The following is an 11,616-nucleotide window of genomic DNA, read 5'->3' as shown; positions in this document are numbered from 1 at the left end:
GGCTTCCGCGACGGAGGCCGGGAAGCAGATCCGCGGCCGGGGCGCGGACCCCGAGGACGCCGCGCTGGCCTTCGACTCCGCCGCCTACACCACGATCACGGTGACCGTCGACGGCCAGCCGATGAACGTGCGCTGGTACAAGGAGATTTGTTACGTCGCAAAGCCGGTCGCGGCGGCGGCACAGCAGTCCGGTGGCCCCGGCGGCGGCAGCACCACGATCGAGAACACCGCCTGCGGCTACCAGAGCATGAACGTGTTCGTCCCCGAGAGCGCCTTCGACGACCAGCGCGCACCGATCTACTTCGCGGTGAACAACGCGGGCTGGATGGCCAGTTACATCAGGGCGAGCGTGACCGGCGGCGCGTCCTACAACAGTTCCACCAGCAACGTCGGCGCCGCGCTGAAGGCCGGCTACGTCTTCGTCGACGTCGCCAACCGCAGCCGCGGACTGGTCGGTGCCGACGGCACGGCCCCCGGCAAGGCTCCCGCCGCCGCGGTCGACGCCAAGGCCGCCGTCCGCTATCTGCGCCTCAACGACGCCGCGATGCCCGGCAGCGCCGAGCGGATCGTCATCAACGGAACCAGCGGTGGCGGCGCGCTGGTGTCGATCCTGGGCGCTTCCGGCAACAGCAGTGAGTACGACCCCTACCTCGCCCGGATCGGTGCTGCGGGCATCGACGCGAAGGGCCACAGCACCCTGCGCGACGATGTCTTCGCGGTCAACGCGTACTGCCCGATCACCGACCTCGGCAACGCGGACACGGCTTACGAGTGGCTGTACAACATCCTCGGCACCCGTGACACCACCGGCGAGAACCCCTCGCCCGAGGACGCCGCCGCGATCGCCGCCCGGTTCCCCGCGTACGAGAAGAGCCTCGGGCTGCGCAACCCCGACGGTTCCGCGCTCACCGCGGCGAGCATGCTCGACACCGTCAGGAAGGAGGTCGTCCGCTCCGCGGAGACCTATCTGAAGGCCGACCCCGCGCACACCGTCCCGCAGCTCGGCGAGGACTTCGTCATCACGTCCGGTGGCTTCGGCGGCCCGCCCACCACCAAGACCTACGTCAACGACTGGATCGACGTCGACAACACCACCGACAAGGTGCTCTCGGTCGACATGACGAGGTACCTCGCCTTCGTCGCCACCCAGGCCACGCTCAAGACGACGCCCGCCTTCGACGCCGTGGGCGTCAACGGGAACACCACCAGCGGCACCGAGACCAACCTCTTCGGGCCCCCGACCCAGAAGTACATGAACTACACCGAGTACAGCTGGGACCACAACGACGTCGCGGGCGACGGCAGCGGGATCGACGACACCGGCCTGACCTGGGACCAGTACACCCGCAAGCCGAGCACCACCGTCGACGACCAGATCCACCTGATCGACCCGATGGACTTCATCGGCACCGCCGCCGACACCGCGCCGAACTGGTACGTCCGCAACGGCACCCGTGACCGCGACACCTCGTTCATCGTCTCGGTCAACCTCGACCGGGCACTCGAGGCGGACCGGCAGGTCAAGGACGTCGACTACCAGCTCGCCTGGAACCAGCCGCACGCCGGCAACTACGACGTGCCCGAGGCCATGGCCTGGATCGCCAAGGTCGTCCGCAAGGCCGGCGACCCGCTCGCACCGGGCCGCCAGGGATAAGCAGCCCCGAGACCGAACCCGTGAGGGCCCGCCGTCCGGCGGGCCCTCACGGCACGGGGCATGTCAGATGGCGTCGCGCAGGGCCGTGTCGATCCGGCCCAGGGCGGCCGTCAGGCGCTGGTAGTCGTCGGCTGTCAGCGGCTCGACGAAGTGCTTCTCGACCACCTCGGCGTGCACGGCCGCGGCATGCAGGAAGACCGTACGTCCGTGAGGGGTCGTCTCCACCAGCGTGACCCTGCGGTCCGCGGGCGAGGGGATGCGGTCGACGAGTCCCGCTTCCTCCATGCGGTCGATCAGCCGGGTGGTGCCGCTGCTGGTCAGCGTGAGGTCGTCGGCGAGGTCCCGCTGGGAGACCTCCTCGCCGGGCCGGCGGCACAGTCGTATCAGGACCTCGAGCATGGTGTGACTGATCCCGCACGTCCGCCGCAGCTCGCTGTCGATCCGCTGCTCCAAGCGGGTGGCGGACTTGATCAGCAGGCCGAAATCCCGGACCACTCGGCTGTTGGCAGCTTGGGCGGCGGCTTCGTCGCCGGGCTGGGGGGTGGCGTTCATCGTCGGGCAGTTTACTGCTGCCTCATCTACTGATCGCGCAATCACCGTTTCCTCGATCAGTGATCGGTCAATCGCAGACCGAGCAACCCCTGATCAGTCAAATCGTGATCAATCAACCGCTGACCAGTCAATCACTGAGCAGTCGATTGCTGAGTAGTCAATTAAAACCTACGATGGGCGGACACCCGCGAGAGAGGGAGATCAGTGGTGGATCTACAGCGCTGGCTCGGCCGCGCCACCGAGGCGGTACAGGACTGGGCGGACACCTTCGGCACCTTCGAACCCCACGCCGCACTGGAGGTGGACGACGGCCGTTTCGCGTCCGCCTTCGCGGAGTTCACCGGGAGGCTGAGGGACAACTATCCCTTCTTCCACCCGCACTACGCGGGCCAGATGCTCAAGCCCCCGCATCCCGCCGCTGTGGTGGGCTACCTCACCGCGATGCTCATCAACCCCAACAACCACGCGCTGGACGGAGGCCCCGCCACCGCCGCGATGGAACGCGAGGTGGTCGCCCGCCTGGCCGCGATGTTCGGCTACGACACCCACCTCGGGCACCTCACCACCAGCGGCACGATCGCCAACCTCGAGGCCCTCTTCGTCGCCCGCGAGCTCCGTCCGGGGCGGGGGATCGCCCACAGCGCCGACGCCCACTACACCCACAGCCGCATGTGCCACGTACTGGGCGTGGCGAGCCATTCCGTGCGCACGGACGCCCGGGGCCGGATGGACCTGGAGGATCTGGAACGGGTGCTGCGTACCGGGGAGGTGGGCACGGTCGTACTCACCGCGGGCACCACCGGCCTCGGCGCCGTGGACCCCGTCGACGAGGTGCTGCCCCTCGCCCGGCGGCACGGCGTGCGGATCCACATCGACGCCGCCTACGGGGGATTCTTCACGCTGCTCGCCGGTGCCGACGGCCCGGAAGGCTTGTGCGCCGGACCCTGGCGGGCCATTGCCGAGTGCGACTCGATCGTGGTCGACCCGCACAAGCACGGTCTCCAGCCCTACGGCTGCGGTGCCGTACTGTTCCGTGACCCCGAAGTGGGCCGCTTCTACCTCCACGACTCGCCCTACACGTACTTCACCTCCGCCGAACTGCATCTGGGGGAGATCAGCCTGGAGTGTTCCCGGGCCGGCGCCGCCGCGGCCGCCCTCTGGCTCACCTTCAAGCTCCTGCCGCCCACGCCCGAGGGCCTCGGCCGGGTCCTGGCGGCGGGCCGCCGCGCGGCGCTGAAATGGGCCGACCTGATCACGGCATCCGACCTGCTGGAGCTCTATCAGCCGCCCGAACTGGACATCGTCGGCTACTTTCCCCGGGTCACCCCCGCCTCCCTCACCGGCATCGACGCGGCCTCCGGGCGGGTCCTGGCCGAGGGCATGACCGGCTCGGAGCCCGTGTTCCTGAGCACGCTCAAGGCCGATAGCAAGGCGTTCACCGCCCGTCATCCCGGGATTGCCGCGGATGCCGACGGCGCCCGGATCCTGCGCAGCGTCCTGATGAAGCCGGAGTCCGAGCACCACGTCGACCATCTGCACGCACGTGTCGAACAACTCGTGCGCGCCCGCTGACCACGCCGGCCGCTCCTGCCGGGCCTCACCCTGTCTTCTGCGTGGCTGAGGCCTGTTCCATGGCCCGGTCGAGATGAGCGATGACGGCCGGCACGTCGTCGCTCTCGGTGCTCCGGATCTGATGCATTGCCGACCGGACCAGGCCGGCGACAGCCCGTTCCACCACCGCGCACCAGGGAGAGCCCCCGTCCTACGGCCGAGTGCCGTCGTTGCGCGGTGGTTCGGCGGGAAGCGGCCGGCGGCTCTCTCGCGGCGCCCAGGCGTATGAGGTTCAGGCCACGAGCAGCCGGAGGCCGAGTTCCGCCGCATCCAGGGCGACGAGGTCGCGGTTGCGCTCCGCCCACCGGCCCGAGGCCAGGTCCTCGCGGAGGCTGTTCACCGCCCGCCGCTCGGCCTGCGGCCCGACCCTGGTCCACACCGACACCGCGCGTCGCACCTGTTCGTCCAGGTACGCCTCGGGCCGCCGCCAGAAGGCCTCGAAGAAGCCGTCGGCGCAGTCCCACGGAATCAGCACCGGCTCCGCCCGGCCCCCGATCGCGCGGGTAAGGTCCGCCAGCGAAGGCCAGTCGGTGAGAAGACCGGCGAACTCGGGCAGATAGTCACGGGTGAGCCAGAACCGCTCACGCCGTTCGGTGTCCCCGGCGTCGTACGTGACCACCACCACCCGGCGGGCCACGCGCCGCATCTCACGCAGCCCTGCGATCGGGTCCCGCCAGTGATGAACGGTGCTGAAGGCCATCGCCGCGTCGAACGACCCGTCCTCGAACGGGAGGCTCTCCGCGCTGGCGGCCACACACGGCGCCGCACCCGCCGGACGCTGCGCCCGCATGACCGCCGACGGTTCCACCGCGGTCACGTCGCGGTCCGGCGGCTCGTAGGAGCCGGTGCCGGCCCCAACGTTCAGTACCGTTCGCGCGTCCCCGAGCGCCTCCCAGACCCTCGCGGCGATACGCGGCTCGGTGCGCCGCGTCGCCGGGTAGGCGGAACCGATGGCGTCGTACAACTGCGCACCGAACACCTTCAGTTGTTCCTCCGGTGTCGTCCTGATCCCCATGGCCCGTGCCTCCAGTTCCCTGTCGATGGCCGCCACCGTCGCGGCGGCGCGGTCACGCTGCTCCATGAGCAGGCCGCGCAGTCGGCGCAGATGTGCGACCGCGTCGGTGTCCGGGTCGTCGACCAGCTTCGCGATCTCCCGCAGTCCGAAGCCCAGTCGCCGATAGGCGAGCACCTCCCGCAGCCGCTCCACGTCGTCCGCCGAGTAGGCCCGGTATCCGGCCGCGGTCCGCGCGGACGGTCGTACGAGGCCGACGGCGTCGTAGTGATGCAGCGTGCGCACGCTCACGCCGGCCAGCTCCGCCACACGCCCCACGGTCAGGTGCTCTTCCACGCCACCGACCATGCGGCATGACGCCGCGTGAGGGTCAAGCAGCCGGCCCCGGCAGCGCGTGCGACCCCGCCACCGCGCCGGCGGTCCTGGCGCGTGCCGGCACCCGCGATACCCTCCATCGGGTGATCAACTCCTATGCAGGCCTTGACGATTCCGCGGTGGCGCTGGCCGCGGCCCGGGCCGGGGCGGACGTGGTGCACACTCTGTACGGCCGACGCCTGACCCGTATCGACAAAGGGGGCGGAGACTTCGCCACCGCCGCGGACGTGGAGGCAGAGAAGGCGATCCTCACCGTCATCCGGGCGGCCCGGCCCGATGACGCCGTGCTCGGCGAGGAGGGCGGGCAGCAGGGTGCCGCACAGGCCGCGCGCCAATGGCTCGTGGATCCTCTGTGCGGCACGCTGAACTACGCCGTCGGCAACATGCTGGTGGCCGTGAACGTGGCCCTGCGCGGCGGTGCGGCGGCGGTGGCCGACCCGTTCAGCGGCGAGGTCTTCTGCACCGACGGCGAGCGCGCCTGGGTACGGCACGACGGCGCCGACGCCCCGCTCGCGCCCACGGCCGCCACCCGGCTCGTGGACGTCAACCTGGACCCGCCGTTCCCCGGCGCGCCCGGCTTCCGGGCCGTCGACCTGCTGGCGGATCCCGGCTTCGTGGAACGCTTCCGCCCCCGGGTCGTGTCCACGACACTGGCGTTGGCCTGGGTCGCCGCCGGCAAGCGCGCCGCCTACGTCACCGACGGCCGTGACCTGTCCGGGAGCGTGCACTTCGCCGCCGGCATAGCCCTGTGCCGGGCGGCCGGCTGCGTGGTCACCGGGGTCGACGGCGCCCCGGTCGGGCCGGCCGGCCGAGGCCTCGTCGTCGCGAGCGACCACGAGACCCACCGGCTGCTGATGTCGATGATCCGCAACAGCTGCACCTGAGACCGTTCCCGCCCGGCCCCGGAGCGACCGCCGGCGGACCACCCGCCCTACTGGATGCTCCAGCGGTGCGGATGGGCGGGATCCTCCGGGCACGCGAAGACGTTGAGCTCGCCCCAGCGGCCCACGGTGACCTCGGTCGGCCTCGCATGCGGGTGCGGCGGCAGGCCCTCCTCCTCCAGCGGTGTCCAGCTGCCGCTGCCGCCGTCCCACTCCGAACTGTCGATGGTCAGCAGCAACTGCATCGGCTGCGCACAGGTGCGACAGTCCATCGGGGCCGGGTCGGTGGTGTGCCAGGAGGCGAAGCCACCGGCGCGCCACCCCGGGGGGATCGACAGGTCGTACTGGTATCCGACCGCCGGGGTGTCCTCCTCGTCGGCCGTATCCTCGGCCGCCTCCTCCATGGCCTCGTCCCAGGCGTCGAGCCGGGCGCACAGGTCCTCGGGGAGGAGACCGGCGAACGGGTAGGTGACCACCTGCTCCGGATGCAGCACGCACGGCTCCGGTACGTACCCGTCGTAGCCGACGACCTGCGGCTGCGGCGGTGCGGTCAGTATCTCGGTGACCTCCCAGGACCGGCGCCAGCGCAGGTCGAGCAGCATGCCGTGACGGCTCGGGCCGTGCGCGTCGAAGGGACACCAGAACACCTGGAGCAGATCGCAGTCGTCCGGCCCGGCCGGCAGGTCGGGGATCTCCCTCCGGTACAGCTGCGCAAGACCGACCAGCGGCAGCGGATCCGTCGCGCCAGCCCCTTCGACGCGTTGCTCCCGGTCGAGTTCGTCGAGCAGCCGGCGCTCCTCGTCCGTGGGACCGGGGTTCGCTTCACGGCGCCACGCGGAGGCGCGGATCTGCCGTTCCCGGTGGATGTCGGCTGGCCGCCGGCCGCGTGCGTGGCTGTGCGGCTCGGTGCATACCGGCCAGGGCTCGTGCGACGGCCACAGCAGCGGACCGCCGACGGAACTCGTGGTGGCTTCCGGCCGTCCCGGGCGTGGATGGAGCCGGGTGGTGGTGCCTCGGTAGGCGGACAGCTCCGGGAAGAGCGCCTCGACGTCCAGCGGGCGCGGCGGTGTGGTCCTCGACATGCAGGTGACCTTAGGGCCTGATCCAGCACCTCGCTCCGCTCAGGCCGATGCAGCGCCTCGCTCCGCTCAGGACGTCCCGCTTGCGCAGCCTTCGGTGTCTCCCGGCCACCCGGGCCTGCGCCGGTCTGTTCACATGGGGGTGCCGGAGTCTCCGGGACGGATGCGGCCGCGCCAGCCGGCGATGTCGCCGCCGCCTTCGACGAATTCCTTGAAGCGGTGCAGGTCTCCCTTGACCCGGCGGTCGATCAGGCCCAGCGCGTCGGCCCCCTTCTCGGCCGCGCCGGTGGGCTCCACCTCCAACGTGAGTTCCACCCGGGTGTGCAGGTTGTCCAGCCGCTCGAACCGGACCGATCCGCGCTGCCGGGTGTCGCCGCCGACGGAGCGCCAGGTGATCCGGTTGTCCGGCAGCTGGTCGATGATCTCCGTGTCGAACTCCCGCCGTATCCCGCCGATGCTGGTGGTCCAGTGGTTGTGCCGGTCGTCGAGCTGCCTGACCTCCTCGACACCCTCCATGAACCGCGGGAACTCCTCGAACTGGGTCCAGTGGTCGTACGCCGTGCGTACGGGCACCTCCACGTCGACCGCTTCCTTGACAGTGCTCATGAAAATCTCCTCGCCGACTTGCCCACTTGCCGTCATGCCTACATACCGACTCATCGGCTCGTCGACTCGCTGCGATGGCCGGCCGCACCAGGTGTGCCGGCCGCTTTGTGTGTGCACTGCACCGAGTACCCGGCAGAGCGGTGCGAACCCTGGTGTCCGCCACCATTGCGAAGTGAGGTCCGGCCTGGGCACGAGTCCGCCCGGCCGGGGTCACGCGCGGGCCGACAGCAGCCGTGCGGGGCCGCGCCTGCGGGCCGGGGCGAACGTGGCGACGGCCGCGTTTCGGCGAGCCGACTCGACCGCGGCGGCCTGATGCCGGGCCCGTTCCAGCAGTGCCTTCAGCCTGGTCTCGTCCAGCGCCTTCGCCGGGGCGAACTGGAGAAGCGTCTGCCACAGCAGCATCTTCCCCTCGATCCCCAGGCGAAGGGTCTCCAGCTCGGTGACGCTGCTCAGCGCGGACCGTCCCCGCAGCCGCCCGTTGAGTTTGACCAGGCGTGCCTTCTCGGCGAGACGTCCGGCGTACACCTTGTGGCGCCGTTCCGGGATGTCGAGGTCGTCCATGAGCTCCAGCAGCGTCTGCCGGTCCTGCGCGATCTCGTGCGCCACGCGGCGCAGTTCACCTCCGTACGGCGAGCGGCGCAGGTGCTCGGCGATGTGACGGGACAGATGCTCTCCGGCAGTGGCGCCGGCCAGATGGTCGTTGAGATAGATCCCCAGCAACTTGCGGTGCATGACGCTCTCCAGGGCGTTCAGACCTGCGCGAGACGCACGTCGACGGACCCGTCGGGGCCGACCCGGCAGGTGAACGGGGGTTGGGGCGCGGTCGCCGGGCCCTGGACGTTCACTCCGTCCGACAGGCGGAACCTGCTTCCGTGCCAGGGGCATTCGAGACAGCCCTCGACGACCTTGCCGTCGTGCAGCGGCCCGTCCATGTGACTGCACCGGTCGGCCAGCGCGCTCAGCCGGCCGTCCTGGGTACGCACCACGACCAGCGGCACCTCGTCGGCCGTACGCCGTACCAGCCTGCCCACCGGGAAGTCGTCCAGCGTCCCGATCCGGTGCCAGGCCGGTTCGACCAGCACCGGAACCGCCTCGGCGTGGTTGACGCCCGCGGCCTGCCGGTACGCGAGATGGCCGCCGAGCACACCACCGACCGTGGCGACCGACAGTCCCGCGAAACCGAGGACCCGGCCCAGCGATCGCCGGCCGTCGACCCGCGCCAGCAGCGAACCGCCGTACAGGGCCACGGCCGTGATGTTCGCCGCGGCGTGGACCAGGCCGACCCGGGCCTGCCGGGGGCGCTGTTCCGCCCAGTCCACCCAGCCGGCCAGCGCGGCCGGCCCCGCAGAGGCCAGGCCGACGGCCACGAGCCCATCGGCGGCACGCCGCTCACCGGGGAACAGGTCGAGGAGAGCGGCCGAACTCCATGCCCCGATGGGCAGTTGGACCAGAACCGGGTGCAGGGGGTGCCCGAGCCACAGACCGCGCAGCACGTCGCGGCCGCCGCCCAGCGGCAGCGCGCGCACCGCTCGGCGGACGGCTGCCGCGGGCTTGTCCAGGGTCGCTTGGCGTTCCAACGCGTCCATGGCCTTCGGCAGCGGGCTGCGCTGCGCGATCGCCGTCTCACTTGCCTGATGCGTCAGTTGGTGCGTCAGTCTCATGGGAACCGTCTTTCTTGCCCGTCTTTCCTGCCCGGCCACGGGCGGATCAGGAAGGGTCCTCTTCATGCGAAGGCGCCGCGCAGCGTAGCGGCGACTGCGCCGGATGGCTTCCGCGTCCCCGAATCGCCGGGGGCAAAACGAGCGGGCGGGGCGCGGCGGCGGAGCCTGCGCGCCCCGGGCGGCACGGTGTGTGTGCTACGAGAAGCCGCACTGTGACGTCAGGCGGCGCCGAGCCTGGTCGGCGGCCTTCGCTGTCGCGACGCGTGCCGTGACTCCCGTAGGTGTCGGCGTCTCCGCCCAGGGTAGTCGGGTGTCACGGACTCGGGGTGCCACGGACCCGTGCGGCCCTGTGCGGGCGGCACGGGCAGGAGGGCGGCAGCAGGTGCGCACTGTGGGAGTGGAGGAGGAACTCCTTCTCGTGGATCCGGAGAGCGGTGAGCCGAGGGCGCTGTCGGCCGCCGTGCTCGCCCGTGCCGGCCAGGACGATCCCGGACAGGACGTCTTCGAGAAGGAGCTGTACGGGCAGATGCTGGAGTTCGCCACGCACCCGCAGTCGCAGATGGCGGACCTCGGCGCCGAGATCGTTCGCTGCCGCAAGGAGGCGGCGCGGTACGCGGGCGGGATCGGGTGCGCGGTCGCCGCGCTCGCCACGTCCCCGCTGCCGGTCAGCCCGTCGCTCAGCGTCAACGAGCGGTACCAGTGGATGGCCGAGCAGTACGCGATCGCCGTCCAGGAGCAGCTGGTATGCGGCTGCCATGTGCATGTCTCGGTGGAGTCCGACGAGGAGGCCGTGGCCGTGCTCGACCGGCTGCGGCCCTGGCTGGCGGTGCTGGGCGCGCTCAGCGCCAACTCGCCCTTCTGGCAGGGCCGGGACACCGGCTACGCCGCCTATCGCACCCGGGTGTGGGAGCGCTGGCCGTCGGCGGGGCCGACGGAGCTGTTCGGGTCGGCCGAGCGGTACCACCAGAGGGTGGCGGACATGGTGGCCAGCGGCGTCATCCTCGACCGGGGGATGGTCTACTTCGACGCACGCCTGTCCGCGGTCTACCCGACGGTGGAGATCCGGGTGGCGGACGTGTGTCTGCGTGCGGAGACCGCCGTGCTGGTCGCCGCGCTGGCCCGGGGACTGGTGGAGACGGCGTCCCGCGACTGGCGGGCGGGCGGGCCACCGCCCGACCACGGCGTCAGTATGCTGCGGCTGGCTGCCTGGCAGGCCGCCAAGTCGGGCCTGGACCGGGACCTGCTCGACCCGGTGACCATGAGGCCCCGGCCCGCCGTGGACGTGGTGCGTTCGCTGGTGGAACACATCGGGGACGCGCTGGAGGCGAGCGGCGACGCCGCCGAGGTCGAGGCGGCCCTCGCCGAGCTGCTGCGCCGCGGGAACGGCGCGCAGGAGCAGCGGCTGTGCATGCAGCGCACGGGCAGCCTGCGGGATCTCGTCGTCGAGTGCGTCGGGCATACCCAGGGCGACTGACCTGCGGCGCAGACTGTCGCCCGTCGGAGACCCTCCGCTACCGCGCCGGAGCAAGGGACTCGGTCGGCTGGACCGGGCCCATCGCCACGTCCGCCATCGGCTTCTTGCCGAAGTAGAACCAGACGAGGGCGGCGAAGAGCGAGCCGTTGAGCAGGAAGAGCACCCACAGTACCTTCGGCACAAAGCGGACCCGGTCCGCGGGGGTGCGGACGCAGTCGATCAGCGGCCACAGCGAGATCGCGGCCGCGAGGACGATCATTACGAGGGCGGACAGGTCCGTAATCTGCAGCATCCGTCATTCCCCTTGCTCGGACTCGGGCGCCGTCTCGGAAACGGCGCTCACTCCCTCATCGGACGAGCCCCGCCGATCGGTTCACGAACGAGCGGGCGGGATACGACGGAGCCGCTGCTTCGGGTGAAGCAGCGGCTCTGTCGTGTGTTTGTGGCTGTGGGCGGTGGGTTCGCCCGGTGCTGTCCGGCTCAGTACCAGTGGTGGGTCTGCCAGAAGTCCCAGGCCTGGGTGGGGCTGCCGTAGCGGGAGTTCATGTAGTCGAGGCCCCACTTGATCTGGGTGGCGGGGTTGGTCTTCCAGTCGGCGCCGGCGGTGGCCATCTTGGAGCCGGGCAGGGCCTGGACGAGGCCGTAGGCGCCGGAGGAGGAGTTGGTGGCGGTGTGGTTCCAGCCGCTCTCGTGGGTGACGATCTGGTTGAA

Annotated in this window: 12 protein-coding genes; 4 read left to right on the top strand and 8 right to left on the bottom strand. The window is 71.0% G+C overall.

The window, feature by feature from the left end:
• The coding region (locus ABT085_RS36675; protein WP_351618254.1) for a subtype B tannase at positions 1–1,654 on the top strand (1,654 nt) is incomplete at its 5' end.
• A 63-nt stretch (positions 1,655–1,717) separates the two neighbouring features.
• Here ABT085_RS36675 and ABT085_RS36670 read toward each other — a convergent pair.
• Entirely contained in the window at positions 1,718–2,206 is a 489-nt protein-coding gene (locus ABT085_RS36670) for a MarR family winged helix-turn-helix transcriptional regulator (protein ID WP_351618251.1), read from the bottom strand.
• A 207-nt stretch (positions 2,207–2,413) separates the two neighbouring features.
• On the opposite strand from ABT085_RS36670, the gene ABT085_RS36665 reads away from it, so the two are divergent.
• A complete protein-coding gene (locus ABT085_RS36665; RefSeq protein WP_351618249.1) occupies positions 2,414–3,778 on the top strand; it encodes a pyridoxal phosphate-dependent decarboxylase family protein in 1,365 nt (454 codons plus the stop codon).
• Between the two features lie 271 nt (positions 3,779–4,049).
• Here the strand turns inward: ABT085_RS36665 and ABT085_RS36660 are convergent, their stop codons facing one another.
• Positions 4,050–5,177, bottom strand: a complete 1,128-nt coding sequence (locus ABT085_RS36660) for a MerR family transcriptional regulator (RefSeq protein ID WP_351618246.1) — start codon at positions 5,175–5,177, stop codon at positions 4,050–4,052.
• Positions 5,178–5,287: 110 nt separating this feature from the next.
• Between ABT085_RS36660 and ABT085_RS36655 the strand changes: the two genes are divergently transcribed.
• A complete protein-coding gene (locus ABT085_RS36655; protein ID WP_351618244.1) occupies positions 5,288–6,088 on the top strand; it encodes an inositol monophosphatase family protein in 801 nt (266 codons plus the stop codon).
• 47 nt (positions 6,089–6,135) lie between these two features.
• Here the strand turns inward: ABT085_RS36655 and ABT085_RS36650 are convergent, their stop codons facing one another.
• From ABT085_RS36650 to ABT085_RS36635, 4 genes are all read right to left on the bottom strand, one after another.
• Positions 6,136–7,167, bottom strand: coding sequence for a YwqG family protein (locus tag ABT085_RS36650; RefSeq protein WP_351618241.1), 1,032 nt, complete (start codon positions 7,165–7,167; stop codon positions 6,136–6,138).
• A gap of 129 nt (positions 7,168–7,296) precedes the next feature.
• Positions 7,297–7,770, bottom strand: coding sequence for an SRPBCC family protein (locus ABT085_RS36645; protein WP_351618238.1), 474 nt, complete (start codon positions 7,768–7,770; stop codon positions 7,297–7,299).
• A gap of 210 nt (positions 7,771–7,980) precedes the next feature.
• Positions 7,981–8,502, bottom strand: coding sequence for a hypothetical protein (locus ABT085_RS36640; protein ID WP_351618236.1), 522 nt, complete (start codon positions 8,500–8,502; stop codon positions 7,981–7,983).
• Positions 8,503–8,519: 17 nt separating this feature from the next.
• The gene (locus tag ABT085_RS36635) at positions 8,520–9,431 is read right to left on the bottom strand and encodes a Rieske (2Fe-2S) protein (protein ID WP_502982890.1); all 912 of its coding nucleotides are present in this window, start codon (positions 9,429–9,431) and stop codon (positions 8,520–8,522) included.
• 382 nt (positions 9,432–9,813) lie between these two features.
• Here ABT085_RS36635 and ABT085_RS36630 point away from each other — a divergent pair, with 382 nt between their 5' ends.
• Complete coding sequence (locus ABT085_RS36630; RefSeq protein ID WP_351618234.1) at positions 9,814–10,905, top strand: glutamate--cysteine ligase 2; 1,092 nt, start codon at positions 9,814–9,816, stop codon at positions 10,903–10,905.
• A 37-nt stretch (positions 10,906–10,942) separates the two neighbouring features.
• Here ABT085_RS36630 and ABT085_RS36625 read toward each other — a convergent pair whose 3' ends face one another.
• Both ABT085_RS36625 and ABT085_RS36620 read right to left on the bottom strand, forming a co-directional pair.
• Positions 10,943–11,197 carry a hypothetical protein gene (locus ABT085_RS36625; RefSeq protein WP_351618231.1) on the bottom strand — a complete coding sequence of 85 codons (255 nt, stop codon included), beginning with the start codon at positions 11,195–11,197 and terminating at the stop codon, positions 10,943–10,945.
• 188 nt (positions 11,198–11,385) lie between these two features.
• Positions 11,386–11,616, bottom strand: a 231-nt coding sequence (locus tag ABT085_RS36620; protein ID WP_351618228.1) for an aggregation-promoting factor C-terminal-like domain-containing protein, incomplete at its 5' end; no start/stop codon positions are given.

The organism is Streptomyces sp. NPDC002265 (genome assembly GCF_040296125.1).
In the GTDB taxonomy this organism is placed as follows: Bacteria; Actinomycetota; Actinomycetes; order Streptomycetales; family Streptomycetaceae; genus Streptomyces.
Note: the sequence above shows the minus strand (reverse complement) of the source record. Positions and strands in the feature narration are given on the sequence as shown.